The following is a 20,393-nucleotide window of genomic DNA, read 5'->3' on the forward strand; positions in this document are numbered from 1 at the left end:
CGCTCATGAACCAGCACTTCGCCACGCACGGCGCCTCTCCCGACCTGAAGATCACCAAGCTGGAGAACGGGGTCACCGTCGTGACCGAGGCGATGCCGGGCGTGGCGACCGCCACCCTCGGGGTCTGGGTCGGCGCCGGCTCGCGCCACGAGCGCGCCGACGAGGGCGGCCTCAGCCACCTCATCGAGCATATGGCCTTCAAGGGCACCAAGACACGGTCGGCCCGGCGCATCGCCGAAGACATCGAGAATGTGGGCGGCGACATCAACGCCGCCACCAGCGCCGAAGGCACGAGCTACACCGCGCGTGTGCTGGGCGAGGATGCCGGCGTCGCCCTCGATGTGATCGGCGACATCCTGACGGATTCGGTGTTCGATGCCGGCGAGCTGGAGCGCGAGAAGAGCGTCATTTTGCAGGAATACGCGGCGATCGAGGACACGCCGGACGACGTCGTCTACGAGGCCTTCACCGAGGCTGCCTTTCCGAATCAGCCGATGGGTCGTCCCATCATCGGCACGCCCGAGACCATCAACAGCTTCGACCGCAACGCGATCGAGGCGTATCTCGCGCGCGAATACACCCCGGACCGGATCGTGCTGGCCGCCGCCGGCGCGATCGGGCACGAGCGGGTCGTCGAATCTGCCCAGCGCTACTTCGGGGGTTTGAAAGCGAGCCAGCCGCCCGAAACCGTGCCGGGAATCTACGGCGGCGGCGAGAAGCGGCTGCAGAAGAAGCTGGAGCAGGCCAACGTCGTCCTCGGACTGCCGGGCATCTCCTTTCGCGACGACGATTACTACGCGCTCCACATGTTCGCCCAGGTGCTCGGCGGCGGTCTGACCTCGCGCCTCTGGCACGAGGTGCGTGAAACGCGGGGCCTGGCCTATGAAATCCAGTCCTTCCATTGGTCGTTCTACGATTGCGGCCTGTTCGGCATCGGCGCCGGGACTTCCAGCGGCGATCTTGCCGACCTGATGAACGTCACCGTCGAGACCACGATCAAGACCGCTGCCGAGGCCGACACCGTCGAGGTCGCGCGCGCCAAGGCGCAGCTCAAGGTCGCGCTCCTCTCCGCGCTCGAGACGCCGGGCGGGCGCATCGAGCGCAATGCGCGCCAGATCCTGGCTTGGGGGCGCGTCATCCCCGCCAGCGAAGTGATCGCGAAGGTCGATGCCGTCACCGTCGAGGACGTGCGCAGGGCCGGCAAGCGCCTGCTCGAAGGGGCGCCGACCCTGGCGGCGATCGGACCGATCAAGAAGCTGCCGAGGCTCGAGCAGATCAGCGCGGCCTTGAAGGCGGGGTGAGCCCGCCCCGTGCGGCTTGTTTTGGCCGCAAAGACGGGCGATCGAAACCGCATGGCGTCACGGTTAGGAAACGGTGAACGTCTCCGCGCAGGTCGGCTCCTCGCCTTGCTCGCCGAGGTTCTCACCGATACGACTGGACGCACAGCTGAGCCGTAATCCTTCGCCTGCTTCCATCGATCATGCCTCGCCCGGCCGGAACACTCGCCCGTTGCGTAGAATCGCTTCTGTCCTCGCCGCCTTCGTTCCGGCTCTCGTCGCGACGCTCCTCGGTGCTCTGATCCTGGGCGGGCCCGCATGCGCCGTGGAGGCGGTGCGGGTGACCCTCGACGCACCCGCGATCGATCTGACACCGATGATCGAGCGGTACCGCTCCGATGGCGATCTGATTCAGATCTCGACCGCTCCCGGAAAGGACGGCATCGTTCGGCGCATCGTCGTGAAGGCCCGCGACACGGGCGCCCGTCCGGACTGGATGGTCTTCGCGCTCACCAACGATACCGACGAGCAGGTCGATCGGGTCCTCGTCGCGCCCCATTTCCGGCTCGTCGGCTCGGGCGTGATCTGGCCGGATCTCGGGGGCTCCCGCATCGCCGCGATCACCGCCAGTCAGGGTATCCGGCCGGAACGCGACGAAAACCCGGAAGCCGACCAGTTCGTCATTACGCTCGATCCCGGCGCGACGGTCACCTACGTGGCCGAACTCCAGGGACCCAACATCCCGCAGGTCTACCTTTGGGACCAGGAAGCCTATCGCAAGAAGACCAACGGACTGACGCTCTACAAGGGCATCATTATCGGTATTGCCGGTCTCCTAGCTCTGTTTCTCACGATCATTTTTGTCGTCAAAGGCGCGATTATCTTCCCGGCTGCAGCGTCCTTGGCCTGGGCCGTGCTGGCCTATGCGTCCATCGATTTCGGATTTCTGCAGCGCGTCTTCCCCATCACCGAGGTCGCAGAGCGCGTTTATCGCGCCTCGACGGAAGCCGTCCTGGGCGCGACCCTGCTGGTGTTTCTGTTCGCCTACCTCAACTTGAGCCGCTGGCATGTCCGCTACAGCCACGTGGCAATCATCTGGCTCCTGTTTCTCGCCTGCCTCGTCGGCCTTGCGGTGTTCGATCCGCCCGTGGCGGCCGGCGTCGCGCGCATTTCGATCGCGGCCGTGGCGGGCGTCGGGCTGCTGCTGATCGTCTATCTCGCGGCGCATAACGGCTATGACCGAGCCATCCTGCTGATCCCGACCTGGTGCCTGCTCATGGTCTGGGTGGTGGCGGCGGGCTTTGCCATCACGGGGCAGATCGGCAGTGACCTCGTCCAGCCCGCGCTGATCGGCGGCCTCGTCCTCATCGTCATGCTGATCGGCTTCACGGTGATGCAGCACGCCTTCGCGGGCGGTGGTCTGACGCATGCGCTCGTCTCGGATACGGAGCGTCGCGCCCTCGCGCTCACGGGCGCAGGTGACGTGGTCTTCGACTGGGATGTGTCGAGCGACCGGGTTTTCGCCGGGCAGGAAATGGAGGGGCAGCTCGGCCTCAAGCGCGGAACGCTCGAAGGTCCGGCCGCGAATTGGCTCGGCCTCGTCCATCCGTTCGATGTCGAGCGCTACTCCGCAGCCCTCGATACGATCATCGAGGAGCGCCGCGGCCGGATCGTTCACGATTTTCGCCTCCGCTCCGCCGGCGGGCCGTATTTCTGGTACCGCCTGAAAGCCCGCCCGGTGATCGGCTCGGACGGCGAGGTCATCCGTGTCGTCGGAACCATCAGCGACGTCACCGAGGTGAAAACCGCGGAGGAGCGCCTGCTCCATGATGCCGTTCATGACAGTCTGACGGGCCTGCCGAACCGCGAATTGTTCTACGACCGGCTCGATGCCGCCCTCGCCTTCGCGGGCCAGGATGCGCGCTTGCGCCCCACCACGATCGTGCTCGACATCGATCGCTTCAAGGCGATCAACGACGCGATCGGTCTCTCGGCGGGCGATTCCATCCTGCTGACGCTCTCCCGCCGGCTCGGGCGTCTGCTGCGGCCGCAAGACACCCTGGCGCGGGTCGCGGGCGATGAGTTCGCCCTGATCCTGCTGTCCGAGCGCGAACCCGATCGCATTCTGGCGTTCGCCGAAATGCTGCGCAAAGCGATCGCCACACCGATCACCTACGCCGACCGGGAGATCTTCCTCACGGTGTCGGTGGGACTCGCGCTCTACGAGGGGGGGGCGAACCTGAAGCGGGAGGAGGTGTTCAAGAACGCCGAGATGGCCATGATCCAGGCCAAGCGCGGCGGCGGAGATCGCACGGAGGTCTTCCGCGCCACGATGCGAAATGAGCGCAGCGACCGTTTGATGCTGGAAGCGGATCTGCGCCGGTCGCTGGAACGCAACGAAATGAAGGTGCTGTTCCAGCCGATCGTGCGCTTGGAAGATCGGACCGTCGCGGGCTTCGAGACGCTTCTGCGGTGGGACCATCCCAAACTCGGTCGCATCACGCCGGCGACCTTTCTGCCGATCGCCGAAGAGAGCGGCTTCATCGTCAATCTCGGCATCTTCGCCCTGGAGCGGACCGCGCTCGAACTTGCCGCCTGGCAACGCTCGCTCGACGTCGAGCCACCGATCTTCGCCTCGGTGAACGTGTCCTCGCGTCAGCTGCTGCGGCACGACCTGCTGCACGACGTCAAGACGATCCTGGCCCGGTCCGGTGTCATCCCGGGCTCGCTCAAGCTTGAGATGACCGAAAGCCTGGTGATGGAGAACCCGGAATACGCGGCCCAGATGCTGCACCGGATCCACGATCTCGGCGCCGGTCTGTCGCTCGATGATTTCGGCACCGGTTACTCGGCTCTGTCCTACCTGCAGCGCTTTCCCTTCGACACCATCAAGATCGATCAGTCGTTCGTGCGGCAGATCGCGTCCGGGCAAACGGCGATCCTGCGCTCGATCGTCAAGATGGCACAGGAGCTGGGCCTGTCGATCGTCGCAGAAGGTGCCGAGTCGGAAGTGGACACACAGGTCCTGTTCGAACTCGGATGCGAATACGCTCAAGGCTTCGCCTTCGGTGAACCGATGTCGATGCTGCAGGCGCGACAATTGTTGGGTGCCGCACCAGAAGCAGCCTGATCACAACCGCATTTCAATTCCGCGAAATGCGTCCGATCGAATTAAATCTCCTTTAACCATGATCGGGCACCTTCACGCTCGAGAGAGTGGCGGCGAAGCTCGATGAGCCAGCCGAAGGAGATGGCGTGATGGCGCAAGCTGCGTTGCGGATCGTGGACGATGAGATCGACACGGGCATCGTTCGGCGCTTGATGGCGCGTCCGATCCGCGTCGTCGAGGACGTCGCTCCAGCCCTTGCGACGTCCATCCCGGCCGTGGCCGCGGGCAGGAGCGTTTCGGCCTCCGCCGAAACGTCCCAGCTCAAGGCGGAAGTCATGGTGATGAAAGCGGTTCTCGGCGCGGAGCGCCGCGAAGCCGAGCGGCTTCGCGCCTGTATCAGCCGGATCGATGCCGCAGAGCCTCTCACACCGGAGGCGCAAGCCGTGCGTGATCGCTGGGCGGCCCTCGTCGATCATCTCCTGACCGAACTACGCTGACGCGTCGGTTCGCGGACCCCGCCAAGCCTCTCCCTCTCTATTTCTCTCAACGAAGGACGACCATGAGCGCCCGTTGTTCGCTCGTCGTCAACGGCAAGTCCGTCCGCGTATCCACGGGTGATACGCCGCTGGAAGCAGCCCTTGCCGATGGAATGATCGCCCCTGCCCCGGGGCTCGGCGGTCAGGGTGCAGGCCCCGCCCCGCGTCGCGCCCAGAGTCGTGCGCATCGGGGTGAGGCGCTCAAGCTCTCTCTGCCCCGCGCCGCCGCGATCGATCCACCGCAACGGTTCGCCTTGCCGACGCGACCGGCCGCCGTGCAGAAGCGTGCCGGAACCGTGACGGAGATCTCCGCCGTCGGTCCTCAGACCTTCCAGGTCGTCGTCACGATCACCCGCCGACTGGCTCTGGAGCCGGGGCACGGGGTCGAGATCACCTTCGCGGGCTTCGCCCCGGTGACCTTGAGCCCGACCCTTCGCGTCGACGGCTCGGCCGAGTTGAACGAGCTCGTTTTTCACATCCGCCAGGAACGGGATGGGTTCGGCCTCGGGCATGAACTGATCGAAGCCCTCGCGCTTGATCAGCCGGTGAAAATCAAGGGCCCGGTCGGGCGCGGCTTCTACCGGTCCGGCGGCGGACGTCTTGTGCTTGTGGCCGCTGAGACCGGCTTCGGCCCGATCTGGTCGATCGCGCATGCGGCTCGTTACATCGAGCCGGCCCGCGACATCGTTCTCCTCGTCGGTGCCCGCAATCCCCTCGACCTCTACATGCGCCCCGCGCTCGATTGGCTTCGTGCCACCGGAGTCACGCAGATCGTTTCGGTGTCCGACCGGACCCGCCAACGCCCCCCGGAAGTGCGGCCCGGTCCGCTGACGGCGCACCTGCCCTCGCTGCGCAGCACGGACGTCGTCCATGTCGCCGGCGATGCCTCGACGGTCGGGGCGGTCGAGGTTCTGGCTGCCAAGATGGGCGCCCGCTGTCATCCCATCCTGATCGACGCCGGCATCTGACCGGCGCCGCGATCCGGAAGCCTGAACGCCACAGGGCGCATCCCGTGCAAGGATGCGCCCTGTGGCGTTTGACGAGCCGATCCGGCGGTTGCGCGTCCAGCGCTGCGTGGCAGGGCTGGACGCACACGGCTCAGGGGACGCGGCTCAAGGGACGCGGATGCCCCAGATGTCGTCGGCATATTCCCGCATCGAACGGTCGGACGAGAACCACGCCATCCGGGCCGTGTTAAGGATCGCCGTCCGCCACCAGAGCGATGGATTGCTCCAGGCTCCGTCGACGGCCCGCTGCGCCCGCCAGTAATCGTCGAAATCCGCGGTCACCAGGTAACGGTCGTTGTGGCGCAGATCCTCGACGATCGGGTGGAAGCGTGCGGGTTCTTCGGGAGAGAAGGCCCCGCCCGCGATGAGGTCGAGCGCTGCCTTGAGCCGCGGCGAAGAGTCGATGGCCGCAGCGGCATAGCCGGGCTGGGCGAGGCGCGCTTGCACGCCAGCCGCATCCAACCCGAAGATGAAGATGTTCTCGGGCCCGACATGGTCGCGGATCTCGATGTTCGCCCCATCCAGCGTGCCGATGGTGAGCGCGCCGTTGAGCGCCAGCTTCATGTTTCCGGTGCCGGAGGCTTCCATCCCCGCCGTCGAGATCTGCTCCGAGAGGTCCGCCGCCGGGATGATCGTCTCGGCCAGGCTGACGGAATAATTCGGCAGGAAGACCACCTTCAGGCGACCGGCCACGTCCGGGTCCGCGTTGACGACCTTGGCGACATCGCAGGCGAGCTTGATGATGAGCTTGGCCTGGACATAGCTCGGCGCCGCCTTGCCGCCGAAGATCTTCACGCGCGGCGTCCAATCCTTCTTCGGATCGGCCTTGACGGCCTGGTAGAGCGCCACCGTCTCGATCACGTTGAGGAGTTGGCGCTTGTATTCGTGGATGCGCTTGATCTGAACGTCGAACAGAGCCGAAGGATCGATCGCGATACCGGTGCGATCGGCGACCACCTGGGCGAGCGCGATCTTCCGGGCCCTGCGCATGGCGCTGTAGCGCGATTGAAAATTCGCGTCCGAAGCGACATCGGCCAGCGTCGACAGGAGTGCGGGCGTGTCGAGAACCTCGGGTCCCAGCGCTTCGACGGCGAGCGCGGTCAGCTCCGGGTTGGCGTTGTGAAGCCAGCGTCGGAAGGTGATGCCGTTGGTCTTGTTGACGATCTTGTCGGTGTCGAGGGCGTGCAGTTCCTTGAAGACCGTGGTGCGCATGAGATCGGTGTGAAGGGCCGAAACGCCGTTCACGCGGCGAGCGCCGAGGAAGGCGAGATGCCCCATGCGCACACGCTTTCCATGGGACTCGTCGATGAGGGAGACGGCGGCCAGTTGCTCGGCGCTGCCGCGGCCCTGCTTGCCCTGCTCTTCGAGATGCATCCAGTTGATCAGATAGATGATCTGCATGTGACGCGGCAGGACACGCTCCAGCAGTTCCACCGGCCACGTCTCCAGCGCCTCGGGCAGGAGGGTATGGTTGGTGTAGCCGAGCGTATGGGTGGTGACGTACCAGGCGTCCTCCCAGTTGAAACCATGGTCCTCCAGGAGGAGGCGCATCAGCTCCGGTACGGCGATGGCCGGATGCGTGTCGTTCAGCTGGATCGCCGCGTGATCCGGGAGAGACCGCACGTCGCCCCGCTCGACGACATGGCGGCGGACGAGATCCTGCAACGAGGCCGAGGTGAAGAAGTATTCCTGGCGAAGACGCAGTTCCTGTCCCTCGGCGGACGAATCGCTCGGATACAGGACGCGGGAGATGGCCTCGGCCCGCGCACGACCCGCCACGGCACCGACATGGTCGCCACCGTTGAAGCGCTCGAGCTCGAGGGCGGTTTCGGCCTCGGCCTTCCACAGGCGCAGGGTGTTGACGTGACGGCCGCGCCATCCGACCACCGGCACGTCGTGTGCCACGGCCCTCACCGTCTCGGCCGGATGCCACTGGCGGCGGATCATCCCTTCGGAGATCGACGACATGGTGACATGGCCGCCGAATCCGATCGTGTAGGTCGCCTCGGGCCTCGCGAACTCCCAGGGATTTCCCTCGGCCAGCCAGGTTTCGGGCGCCTCCTTCTGCCAGCCGTCCTCCAACGTCTGCCGGAAGAGGCCGTGATCGTAGCGGATGCCGTAGCCGATAGCCGGAATCGACAGGCTCGCCATGCTTTCCATGAAGCAGGCCGCCAGGCGTCCAAGACCGCCGTTGCCAAGTGCGGCATCCGGCTCCGCCGCCTCCACGTCTCCGAGGTCGATGCCGAGGTCGCGCAAAGCCGCGCGCGTCGTCTCGACGAGACCGAGATTGTTCATGGCGTCGGAGAGAAGACGTCCGATGAGAAACTCGAGCGACAGATAATAGACGCGCTTGTTCGGCGTGCTGGATTCACCGTCGATGCACGCGTCGACGACGCGATCACGCAACGCCAGGGCCGTCGCCGCAAACCAATCCCGGTCGCGGGCGGTCCGGGGTGACTTGCCAATGACATAGGTCAGCTTGGCGAGAATCGCCTCGCGCAGGTCGGCGACGGGATCGCCCGAAAGCCGCGCCGTCGGCGAACGGCGGTCCGGTACGCCCGTCCTCTCCGTTCGGCCGGTCATTTCTCTGGCGTCGACCGGTACGCCGATCTCACCAGTATCCCGTTGGATCAATTTGTCATTCAACACGTGTCTAGCCCCCCATCTTAGCCGTTCACAGGGGACAGAGGCTTCGGCGCGACGCCCGTGGCCATCATGCCGCCTCCCCGTCCCGTTCTGTGCGCGGCCTCGTTCCTTCGTCGTGTCCTATGATCCATCCCGATTTCGTCGACCACGCGAGAAGAACCGCGCGCACCCGGCCATCCGGGGTTCCTCGGACCTGTTCAGACACAGCGCCGACATTGAGCCCTCAGGATGCAGACGGTGGCTTGTCCGAGCATGCCCTCATCCAGCCCCCCTATGACGTCCGATTCAGTCCCATGCCGATCTCCAGCCTTCCGGCCAGACCGCACGCGCGAGACTGCGAGACCCCGGCTGCGTCGGCAAGACTTAGTCCGCATGGGAATGAGACGACACAACGTTGGAATATTGTCTGAACGAGGTCAGCGGTGCCGGACGCGGGCCTGCGCCGGGCAGAACGGCAGAGCACCGGAAGCGACGCGGATCGATCGTCCGACAGGGGCCTTTCTTGCGGCAGGATTCCCGACCGTGGTTGCAAGAACCAGCACGCTGGCGATCGTCGATGCAGTGCATCAAGCCGGCGTGCGCAAACCCGTTTGCATCGCCGAAAGACGGTGGGAACGATCGTGAGATCCACCTCGGAGCGGCACGCTATGACCGTGAACCGCTTCTTAAGACCGGCGCCTGCATCGCTTCCATCCGAAGGGGACCCGGTGGGGAAAGACCCCGTATTCCTCCGAATCCATCGGCAGGTTCAAAATAACTTCTGAACTTGGCCTGAATTGTGCGACGCAACGGAACAAAGGCTGTTCTCGGGCGTTCGCGAGGGTAACGTCGATGCTGGGCTCTTCTCGTCCGTTCCCGCCCACCGCTCGACGCGGGAACGATTTTATGAACCTATCGGATCGCTCCGATCACTTCGACGCCCACGCTTATCTCCGATCCCGCCATCATCTTCAGCCTCGTATTCTTTTTGCCACGCCAGAGATGGCCGATTTCGTCAAGACGGGTGGTCTTGGCGAAGTTGCCGGCTCACTGCCGAGGGCTCTCCGCAAGCATTACGACGTCCGCGTACTGATCCCCGGCTATCGTCAGGTTGTCGATCAGTTCGAACACATTCCTGTCGTCGCCCACCTGCCAGGTCATGCCGGGGTTCCACCCTGCGAACTCGGCCTCGTCGAAACCGGGGACGGACTTCAAGTTTACGTGATCTTGAACGCCGATCTCTATCAGCGCGACGGGACCCCTTACGGCACTGCGCAGGGTGACTTCGACGACAACGATATTCGCTTTGCGCGCTTGAGCCTCGCCGCCGCGGAGATCGCCCGTGGGATCGATCCGGTCTGGGCAGCCGACCTGCTTCATCTGAACGATTGGCAGGCCGCTTTGGCACCAGCCTATCTCGCTTGGGGCGGCGTGCAGGTGCCCAGCATCCTGACGGTCCACAATCTGGCGTACCAGGGCGTGTTTCCGCGGGAAAGCTTGGCATGTCTCGGTGTACCGGAAGACGCATTCCAGATGGACGGGGTGGAATTCTACGGCCAGATCTCCTTCCTCAAAGCCGGCCTGTACTACGCCTCCCATGTCACGACGGTCAGTCAGACCTACGCCCGGGAGATCATCACACCGGAAGCGGGATGTGGTCTCGACGGCCTGCTGCGGACCCGCGCGGCGCAGGGGCGCCTCGCCGGCATCCTGAACGGCATCGACGAGAGCTGGGATCCGCGCACCGATCCGCACCTCGCAGCCCGTTTCGAGGTCGATGACTGGAAGGGCAAGCGAGCCAATGCGGAGACGGTCCGCCGTCAGTTCGGGCTCGCCGTCTCACGGGGACCGCTCTTCGCAATCGTATCCCGGCTCGTTCATCAGAAAGGAATCGACCTCAGCCTGGGGGCTGCGGAGTCGATCATCGCCGAAGGGGGCCAGCTGGTGGTCATCGGTCAAGGCGAAGGTCGGTTCGAGGGCGCCTTGCGGGATCTGGCACGCCGCCATCCGTCATCCGTCGGCGTTCATGTCGGTTTCGCGGAGAAGGATGCGCGCCGCATGTTTGCCGGCAGCGATTTTCTACTCATGCCATCTCGCTTCGAGCCCTGCGGATTGGCTCAAATGTACGCGCAGCGCTTCGGCTCGCTTCCGATCGTTCATCGAACAGGCGGCCTCGCCGATACGGTCGAGGACGGCGTGACGGGATTCACCTTCGGAGAGGCGTCGCCGCGTGGGTTTTCCGGTGCGATCCGACGCGCCTTCGACACCTTCGCGCAGAAGAAGCGCCTGAACGCGATGCGGCGCCACGCCATGTCGCGTGACTTCACCTGGGACCAGGCCGCTCAGAACTACTCGTCGCTCTACGCGCGCGCATTCGGCAACGCGGTCGGCCTGCGACTTCGCGCAGCCTGATCCTTTCAGAACCGGATCGATGCGAGAACCGGCGAATATCCTTCGCCGGTTCTCGCTTGCGCGGAAAGCGTTCATTGAAAGGACCGCAGACCGGACGCAGGTTGCAACCGACCGGGGGCAGGCGGTCCTCCGTGTCGGTTTTGTCCGCCGGCGCGTGAAGCGACACGTCACACGCCGGCCGGGCGCAGGACACCCGGCCGGCGCCTGGGTTGGGCCTAAGGCGACTCGCGCACGAAGATCGTGGTCGCCAAGGGCGGGATCGTCAGTGTCACGGAGAAAGGCTGACCGTGGCTCTCGACGGCTTCCGCGTGAACACCACCCATATTGCCGACATTCGAGCCGCCGTAGCGCTCCGCGTCCGAGTTGATCGCTTCCCGGTAGAACCCCGAGGCTGGAACGCCGATGCGATAGCCCTCACGGGGCACCGGCGTGAAATTCGACACCACGATCGCGAGCGCATCGGGCTCCCGACCCTTGCGGGCCCAGGCGATCACGCTGTTGTCCTGGTCGTCGGCCACCAACCACTGGAATCCGCCCGCTTCGGTGTCGCGTTCGTGCAGGGCAGGCGTCGCGGTGTAGAGGTGGTTGAGATCGCGAATTAGATCCTTGACGCCCTGGTGCATCCCATCGTTCAGGAGATGCCAGTCGAGGCTCTGGTTGTGGTTCCACTCCTTCTCCTGGCCGAACTCGCAGCCCATGAAGAGGAGCTTCTTCCCGGGGTGACCCCACATGAAGCCGTAATAGGCACGCAGGTTCGCGAACTTCTGCCAGCGATCCCCCGGCATCTTGCCGAGGAGCGAGCCCTTCCCGTGGACGACTTCGTCATGGGACAGCGGCAGGATGAAGTTTTCTGAGAACGCATAAAGCAGACCGAAAGTCAGGTCGTGATGGTGGTAGCGCCGGTGAATGGTTTCCTTGGACACGAAGTTCAGGGTGTCGTGCATCCACCCCATGTTCCACTTGAAGCCGAAGCCGAGACCGCCGGTATAGGTCGGGTGTGACACACCCGGCCATGAGGTCGACTCCTCTGCCACCGTCAGGGTCCCGGGGGCATGGGCGTAGGTCGCCTCATTGGTCTTGCGCAGGAACTCGATGGCATCGAGGTTTTCGTTGCCGCCGTAGCGGTTCGGGATCCACTCGCCCTGCCGGCGCGAATAGTCGAGGTACAGCATTGACGCGACCGCATCCACGCGCAGTCCGTCGAGGTGATAGTGCTCAAGCCAGAACCGCGCATTGGCGGCCAGGAAGCTCGAAACCTCCGTCCGACCGAAATTATAGATGTAGGTTCCCCAGTCCTGATGGAATCCCTGGCGCGGATCGGCGTGCTCGTAGAGGTGCGTTCCGTCGAACTGGCCAAGCCCGTGGGCGTCGAGCGGGAAGTGCCCCGGTACCCAATCGAGCATCACGCCGATGCCGGCCGCGTGAGCGACGTCCACGAAGGCCGCGAAATCGTCCGGCGTGCCGAAACGGCTGGTCGGCGCGAACAGCGAGACCGGCTGGTATCCCCACGATCCGTCGAACGGGAACTCCGTGATCGGGAGCATCTCGATATGGGTGAAGCCCATCTCCTTCACGTAGGGGATCAGGCGCTCGCCCAATTCCCGATAAGTGAGGTAGCGATTGCCCTCCTCGGCGACCCGCGCCCAAGAGCCGAGGTGCACCTCGTAGATCGAGATCGGCATATGGCGCGGGTCTTTCTCGCCCCGGGTCGCCATCCAATGCGCGTCCTGCCAATCCGGGTCATTCGTCCCCTGAAGGACGGACGCGGTCTCCGGCGGCTTCTGCGCCGCGAAGGCGACCGGATCCGCCTTGAGTGGCAGGACCGACCCGTCGGCGCCGCGAATCTCGTACTTGTAGTGAACGCCTGCGGTCAGACCGGGAATGAACAGTTCCCATATTCCGCCATTCTGCCACAGGCGCATGGGATGGCGCCGGCCGTCCCAGTTGTTGAAATCGCCGACGACGCTGACGCGCCGTGCATTCGGAGCCCAGACGGCGAAACGGAAGCCATCGATTCCATCGACCGAGCGATGCTGCGCGCCGAGGATGCGGTAGGTGACATTGCTGCCAACCTCACGGAGATTGTCGATATCCTCCTGGCGCAACGATGATCCGAACCCGTAGGGATCATGGCGCGAGCGCTCGACACCATCCCACGTCTCCACGATCAGTTCGTAGAGCGGACGGCCCTCGCTCGGCACGCGCGCGACGAAGAAGCCATCCGGGTGCTTGCGCTCGAAGGGAATCCGCTGCCCCCCGACGAGAAGGGTCGCGGATTTGGCTTCCGGCAGAACCGCGCGCACTTCCCATTGTCCGGTTCCGGCCTGATGTGGGCCGAGGATCGAGAAGGGATCGCCGTGGTTCGCCGCCATGATGGCGGCGATGGCGTCCGGGTGCAGAGACCCAGTATCGGACGCCGCTGCGTGCGGCGACCGGGTGGCAACGGGCGTAACGTCCGTCGATCCGGAGGTGCCGGACATCTGGCCGGTCCTGCTCGCGAACGTCTCGTCGATGCCCATCATTCAAACGCCTCTCTTGATTTCATCCAGAATGTTGAGAACCCCACGGGCGGGGATTTCGATCCAGTCCGGACGATTGTTGGCTTCGTAATCGACTTCGTAGAGCGCCTTCGTGAGGATCGAGAGCTTCAGCAGCCGGCTCTCGGTCTCCGGATCGGTGACCGCAGCCCGGCTCACCGAAACTGCCTCGCGATACCCGTCCAGGTAGGCCGCATCGATCATGTCGCGCCATGCGATCGAGGCGCGTCGCGCCCTCTCCTCGGAATCCGAGAAGCGGGCGGCGATGCCACGGGTGACCGTCTCGGCTCCGTAGGCGAAGGAGCGCAGCATACCGGCGACATCGCGCAGGGGCGTCGACTTGATGCGGCGTTCCTCGGACGGCCGCGAGGGCTCGCCCTCGAAATCGACGATGATGAGGTCGTCTTCGGCCGCCAACACCTGACCGAGGTGGTAGTCGCCGTGGATGCGGGTCTTCATCGCACCGAGCGGCGGCCGCGCGGTCAGGGTCTCGATCGCAGCCTCGACCTCGTGCCGCCGTCCGGCCAATTCGGTGCTGGCCGCGTTCGAGGCGCGTCCGGCGAGCGCATCCAGACCGCGGAACGCTCGCTCGGCCTGACGACGGGTGTCGTCGCCGAGGGCGTACAGGTCGGAATGGTCGAACGGTTCGGCCGCGAAGGCCGGATCGTCGGTTTCGACCGCGAAGGCGTTGTGCATCTCCGCCGTCCGACGTCCGAGCAGGATCGCCCAGCGCAGATGCGTCTCGAAGGCTTCGGCGGGTGACGGAGCCTCGCTCTCGGGCGCAAGCACCACCGTGTCGAAGTCGCGCCGGAGGCCCTCCAGCATCAGCGTCCAGGCATCGCCCTGGTTCGGGACGAACTTCTGCAGCACCGCGAGCGCCGTCCGAGTGCCCTTGGCATCGACGTGCTCGAGCACGCCGAGCAAAGCGGGCGTGTTGGTGAAATGCGCGGTCTCGGTGAGGAAGCGCCCAACCTCGATCTCGGGATGGATACCCGTCTGCAGGCGCCGCAGGAGCTTGAGCATCATCTTCGAGCCGATGGCGATCGACGTGTTGCTCTGCTCGGCATTCAGCGAGCGAACCTCGCTGGCCTCGAAGGTGATGTCGGGATCGAAGGCCGAGGTGGTCGAGAACACCAGACGCCCGGTTTCGGTGGCGATCTCGCGTCCCTCGCGCATACCCTCGATCATCGAGATGGCGAAGGACGGCGAGGCGGCCGCGCCGAGCAGCAAGCCTGTGCGCGGCCCGCGGCGGACCCGCGCGACGGCATGCTGCAGCATCGCCTCCTCCTCACGGCCCTCGTCGACCGCGACCGGCACGAAATAATCCTGCCGCTCGCCCGTCGAGAGATGGACAGCAACACGCGGCAGAAGGAACCGAGCCTCGCCGGCATTGTCCTTCAGGGCCGCGCTGTCCGTGACCTGAACCGACTTGATGCGTGAGCCCTTAGCGGCGAACCAGCGCCGGGTGGCGATGAAGCGCGGCGCGACCGTACGCTCGAAGGCGGTCCGCTCGCGTCCCGCCATCAGGGTCTCGATACCGCCCGTCAGCACCAGCGTGAACAACTCCGGCAGTTCCGGCTGCGGACCAATGGTGCCGGTGTTCGCGGCACTCAACGAGAACCAGTAGAAGCCATAAGACGGCAGCGTCAGCAGATAGGGCAGCTCGCCGATCGCCGGGAACTCCGAACCGCCGGTCAACTCGATCGGCACGGCATTGCGCAGTTCCGACAGGTCGAGCTGCACCGCCTGCGGCGCGCGCGACAGGTTGGCGACGCACAGCACGCGCTCACCCTCGAACTCGCGAATCCAAGCCAACACCTTCCGGTTCGACGGATACAGGAACTGCATCCCGCCGCGCCCGAGGGCGACCGAATTGTTGCGGATCGCGATCATGCGGCGCGTCCAGTTCAGCAGGCTGGTCTGCGACTGGGTCTGCGCCTCGACGTTGATGGCGTCGAAGCCGTAGATCGGGTCCTGCACCGAGGGCAGGAACAGTTTCTGCGGGTTGGCGCGGGAGAAGCCGCCATTGCGGTCCGGCGACCATTGCATCGGCGTGCGCACACCGTCGCGGTCACCGAGGTAGATGTTGTCGCCCATGCCGATCTCGTCGCCGTAATAAAGCACGGGCGTGCCCGGCATCGACAGGACGAGGGACTTCATCAGCTCTATCTTGCGCCGATCGTTCTCCAGCAGGGGTGCAAGACGACGCCGGATGCCGAGATTGATCCGGGCGCGACGCTCAGCGGCGTAGAACGACCACAGGTAATCGCGCTCCTCGGCGGTCACCATCTCGAGGGTGAGCTCGTCGTGGTTGCGCAGGAAGATTGCCCATTGGCAGCCCTCCGGGATCTCCGGGGTTTGCCGCATGATATCGGTGATCGGGTGCCGGTCCTCGCGGGCGATCGCCATGTACATGCGCGGCATCAGCGGGAAGTGGAATGCCATGTGGCACTCGTCGCCGTCGCCGAAATACTGGGCGGTTTCCTCCGGCCACTGATTGGCTTCCGCCAGCAGCATCCGATCCGGATAGCTCGCATCGAGGGCGGCGCGGATCGCCTTGATGACCGTGTGGGTCTCCGGCAGGTTCTCGCAATTCGTGCCGTCGCGCTCGATGAGGTAGGGAATCGCATCAAGACGCAGGCCGTCGACACCCATGTCGAGCCAGTAGCGCATGACCTCGATCACGGCCTCCAGAACGGCCGGGTTGTCGAAGTTCAGATCGGGCTGGTGGCTGTAGAAGCGATGCCAGAAATATTGCTTGGCGACCGGGTCCCAAGTCCAGTTCGAAACCTCGGTATCAAGGAAGATGATGCGCGTGTCGGAGTACGGCGTATCGGTATCGGACCAGACGTAAAAGTCGCGCTCGGGGCTGCCGGCCGGCGCCTCACGCGCGCGCTGGAACCAAGGATGCTGATCCGAGGTGTGGTTGATGACGAGCTCCGTGATGACGCGCAGGCCACGCTCGTGCGCAGCGTCCACGAACTTCCGGAACTCCTCCATCGTCCCGTAGGAGGGATTTACCTCGCGATAGTCGCCGATGTCGTACCCATCGTCACGCAGCGGCGACGGGTAGAACGGCATCAGCCATATGGCCGTGACGCCAAGGTCACGGACATAGTCAAGCTTCTGCGTCAGGCCCTCGAAATCGCCGATCCCGTCATTATTGGAGTCGAAGAACGACTTGACGTGGATCTGGTAGATGATGGCGTCACGGTACCATTGCGGATCGCTGCGATCGATCATCGCGTCGTTGCCTCATACGTCGAGTTCAAGGGCGTCTTCGGAGTCTCCGCATCGGCCACTTGAAGGTGGCGACCATGCGTACCGTCCACGGCGTGTGTAGGCGCCGACACTGAGGCGATACCACGACGATCGAATCCGATCGCCGGGTTTTTTGCTGTTGGCGCCACGCGAGTCAGGCGATCCGGGTTGGTGCCCGGAGGCGCCAGATCACCGTCGAACGCTCGGCGGGATCGAGGGCGATCCGATGCGATTTCCCACGCAGCTCGAACTTGTATCCGAGCAGCAGATCCTCGACCTCGACGGTGCCGTCGTCGGGCTGGCCCAGCAGCCACAGAGGCACCTCATAGGTGCATTCCTGCCGGTTCCGCGGATCGAGGTTGACGAGAACGAAGATGCAGTTGTCGCCGTCAGGCGTGGTCTTGGCGTAGCCGATGATCTGATGGTTGTAGGCGCCCGTGAACGTAACGTTCCGGAAATCCCACAGGGCCGGATTGTCGCGCCGGATGTGATTCAGCTTGATGATGTGATCGCGGATGTTGCCGGGCCGGTGATAGTCCCAGGCCTTCAGCTCGTACTTCTCGGAATTGAGGTACTCTTCCTTCCCCGGATAGGGCTCGGCCTCGCACATTTCGAAGCCGTTGTAGATGCCCCAGACACTGGAGAGAGTCGCGGCCAGGGTGGCTCGTATGACGAACCCCGAACGTCCGCTCGTCTGGAGATAGATCGGATTGATGTCCGGCGTGTTGGCGAAGAAGTTCGGGCGATAATACTCACCCATGTCGCCTGCGAGCTCGGTCGAATAAGCGATGAGTTCCGGCTTGGTGTCACGCCAAGTGAAGTAGGTATAGCTCTGCTGGTAGCCGGCCTTGGCAAGTTTCTTCATCATCTTCGGCCGTGTGAAGGCCTCGGCCAGGAAGATGACATCTGGATAGCGGGCATTGACCTCCGCGATCATCCACTCCCAGAACGGGATCGGCTTAGTATGCGGATTGTCGACCCGGAAGATACGGGCTCCGAGCTTGGCCCACCCCAGCACGATGTCGCGCAGCTCGATCCAGAGGGATGGCAGTGCACCGCCGTAGAAGTGAACGTTCGAGATGTCCTCGTACTTCTTGGGCGGATTCTCGGCGAACTTGAGCGTCCCGTCCGGGCGCCACTCGAACCATTCCGGGTGGTTCTTGATCCAGGGATGATCGGGCGAACACTGAATCGCGAAATCGAGGGCGATCTCCATGCCGTAGGCGTGACTGGCGGCCACGAGACGACGGAAATCGTCGAGCGTGCCGAGGTCCGGGTGAACAGCTTCATGCCCGCCCTCCTCCGAACCGACCGCGTAGACCGAACCGACATCGCCCGGCAGAGCCGTCAGGGTGTTGTTTTTGCCCTTCCGATTGGTCTTTCCGATCGGATGGATCGGGGTGAAGTAGAGCACATCGAAGCCGAGTTCGCGGATCTCCGGCAACCGTCGGATGACATCGTCGAAGGTGCCGTGGCGGGTGACGTCCATCGATTGCGAGCGGGGGAAGATTTCGTACCAAGCCGAGAACCGCGCAGCGAGACGGTCCGCAATCACCGGCACGTTCACCGGGTAGCGCGAGAGATTGATCCGCGGTGCATGGCGGCGGATCAGACTGGCGTTCTCAGGCTCCAGCATCAGGTCGAGCTGCGCGGCTGAGCCACTTTCCTGCGCATCGAGATCCGCGACGAGGGCCTTCAACCGGTCGCCGTCGGAGCCCCGCGCATTTTCCGCCGCGCCCATCACGAAGGTCACGCCTTCGATCGTCTCGAGGCGGACGTCGACGCCGGCATTGCGCTTCTTCAGCGTATCGCGAACCCATGACGAGTACCCGTCACGCCATGCCTGGATGGTGAACTCGTAGCGGGCGTTACGGAGGAGCGGAAAGTGCCCGCCCCACCGGTCATTGTCCACGAACACCATCCGATCGGCGCGCCAATCGCTTTGACCGACCACCCGGGACAGGATTTCGGCATCGATGATCTCGTGTCCGTCACTGAAGATGTCGGCTGTGACCTGGACACTCTCGCCGACGACGCGCTTGACGGGGGAGCGACCGCCGTCGATCTCGGGCATCACGGCCTCGATCACCACCCGCCCTTCCCCCGAGGGTGTGGAAAGCTCCGGGGCCTGAATCGCCCCAGCGAGATCAGCCGCCAGGATCCTGACCTCACCGGGCACAAGGGCCATGGCGACGCCGGGCTGGAACGTGATCGGTGCCACCTCCGGTGTGCGGTCGATGAAATCACCGAGCCCGCCGCCCACGCGGGCAAGCAACACGCCGGGCTCGACCGCCACGGAGATGTCGGTCGGATTGTAGAGCATCAGCGTGGCGCTGCGGGCCGACGCGCCGTGGCCGGTATCGAAGCGGAGCAGCGCCGCATAGGGCGCGTCCGGCGATGAGATGCGGGCCTGGGCGCCCTCGACATTGGCGGCGGGAAGTTCCGCGCGCAAAGCGTTGATCGCCGCGACATATCCGGAAATGTCGATCCCGGTATCGGTTTCACGGGTGTCCGGGGTCGTCTCAACCACGTGGAGGGATCGACGATAGCCCCACTCGTACCCAATCGGCATGAGCACGCCGGACGAGAAGAACGCCGACAAGGCGTAGCGCGCCTTCAGCCGCATTGCGATGGCGGTCGGATCATCGCCAAGCTCGGCCGCGAGACGCGCCATATCGTGGTTCTCGGGAAAAGCGATCGACGGCGCGATAACGCGAAGACGTTCGTATTGCTCGAGGGCCCACGAGGCTTTCAGATCCCACCAGGCGAAGCTGTTGAAGAGATAGTCGAAGCCCGCTCCGGCCGTCGATTGAGCCTCCTCGAACGTGCAACCAAGCGTTTCGGCAGCGAACAGGCAATCGGATTCCAGCGCCTTCGCGGCCGCGATGACCTCGCGCCAGACGGTCGCCGGAACCTTGTAGGCGGCGTCGCAGCGGAAGCCCCGCACGCCCAGATCCTGCAGGCGGTTGACGTAGGCCGACCACAGGCCGGTGAGTTCCCGGCGCGATGCCTCCGCGTGGTAATCGAGTTCGGCAAGGTCGCCCCAGACCGTGCGCTTCGACGGATCATCCGGATCGACGGCGTAGGGACTTTCGATGTTGCCTTCCGCATCCTTGACGAACAGATCCGGCCGCTGGGCAGCCAGGGGACCATCCATGGCGGTGTGATTGATGACCAGATCGGTCATCACACTCAGGCGCTGCGCGCTGGCCGCGGCGCAGAAGCGACGGATCTGCTCATCGTCCGAGGTGCCGTCCTGATCGCGGAAACGCTCGTCGAGGCGGTCCGGGTCGGCCACCGCGTAGAGACTCCGCGAGCCACCCGTCTGGTGGAAGGGATTCAGATAGACCCAGTCAAATCCCAGGGCGGCGATGCGCGGAAGCTCTGCGGTCCACGCCGAGACGCGCCCGACGAGGAGGGGGAACAGGTTATAAATCCGCGGCCCCTCTGCACGCGGCGCAAGGCTGGCGGGTAGCGGCACCTGACCGGCTGCGGTCCGCGCGGCGGCGGTCGTGGCGGGGCTCGGTGCGTTCATGCGTGCTCCATTTCGTTCCTGCGATCACCATCCAGGCCCCATCGTGAAGGGACTTGGGGACGCGCTTGAGGCGAGTCCGAAGGATGCGCAACCG

Annotated in this window: 9 protein-coding genes; 5 read left to right on the forward strand and 4 right to left on the reverse strand. The window is 64.6% G+C overall.

What is annotated here, in order from left to right:
- Positions 1–5: 5 nt before the first annotated feature.
- From ASF60_RS18375 to ASF60_RS18390, 4 genes are all read left to right on the forward strand, one after another.
- Positions 6–1,301: a M16 family metallopeptidase gene (locus ASF60_RS18375; protein ID WP_056188381.1), complete on the forward strand. Its 1,296-nt coding sequence runs from the start codon at positions 6–8 to the stop codon at positions 1,299–1,301.
- Positions 1,302–1,509: 208 nt separating this feature from the next.
- Positions 1,510–4,407: a sensor domain-containing phosphodiesterase gene (locus ASF60_RS18380; protein ID WP_056188383.1), complete on the forward strand. Its 2,898-nt coding sequence runs from the start codon at positions 1,510–1,512 to the stop codon at positions 4,405–4,407.
- Positions 4,408–4,493: 86 nt separating this feature from the next.
- Positions 4,494–4,883 (forward strand): hypothetical protein, encoded by a 390-nt coding sequence (locus ASF60_RS18385; protein ID WP_056486648.1) that lies wholly within the window; start codon positions 4,494–4,496, stop codon positions 4,881–4,883.
- 62 nt (positions 4,884–4,945) lie between these two features.
- Positions 4,946–5,890, forward strand: a complete 945-nt coding sequence (locus ASF60_RS18390) for a hypothetical protein (protein WP_056188389.1) — start codon at positions 4,946–4,948, stop codon at positions 5,888–5,890.
- Positions 5,891–6,034: 144 nt separating this feature from the next.
- Here the strand turns inward: ASF60_RS18390 and ASF60_RS18395 are convergent, their stop codons facing one another.
- Positions 6,035–8,512 (reverse strand): glycogen/starch/alpha-glucan phosphorylase, encoded by a 2,478-nt coding sequence (locus ASF60_RS18395; RefSeq protein ID WP_056188393.1) that lies wholly within the window; start codon positions 8,510–8,512, stop codon positions 6,035–6,037.
- A 948-nt stretch (positions 8,513–9,460) separates the two neighbouring features.
- Between ASF60_RS18395 and glgA the strand changes: the two genes are divergently transcribed.
- Positions 9,461–10,966, forward strand: coding sequence for a glycogen synthase GlgA (gene glgA, locus ASF60_RS18400; RefSeq protein ID WP_056188396.1), 1,506 nt, complete (start codon positions 9,461–9,463; stop codon positions 10,964–10,966).
- A 215-nt stretch (positions 10,967–11,181) separates the two neighbouring features.
- On the opposite strand, the gene glgB is transcribed toward glgA, so the two are convergent.
- The 3 genes from glgB to ASF60_RS18415 all read right to left on the reverse strand — a co-directional run bounded on the left by glgB (position 11,182) and on the right by ASF60_RS18415 (position 20,299).
- Positions 11,182–13,488, reverse strand: coding sequence for a 1,4-alpha-glucan branching protein GlgB (gene glgB, locus ASF60_RS18405; RefSeq protein ID WP_056188400.1), 2,307 nt, complete (start codon positions 13,486–13,488; stop codon positions 11,182–11,184).
- Positions 13,489–16,746, reverse strand: a complete 3,258-nt coding sequence (gene treS, locus ASF60_RS18410; RefSeq protein WP_056188401.1) for a maltose alpha-D-glucosyltransferase — start codon at positions 16,744–16,746, stop codon at positions 13,489–13,491.
- A gap of 172 nt (positions 16,747–16,918) precedes the next feature.
- Positions 16,919–20,299: a maltotransferase domain-containing protein gene (locus ASF60_RS18415; RefSeq protein WP_056188404.1), complete on the reverse strand. Its 3,381-nt coding sequence runs from the start codon at positions 20,297–20,299 to the stop codon at positions 16,919–16,921.
- Positions 20,300–20,393: the final 94 nt, after the last annotated feature.

Origin of the sequence: Methylobacterium sp. Leaf113, assembly GCF_001423325.1 — a bacterium.
GTDB lineage: Bacteria > Pseudomonadota > Alphaproteobacteria > Rhizobiales > Beijerinckiaceae > Methylobacterium.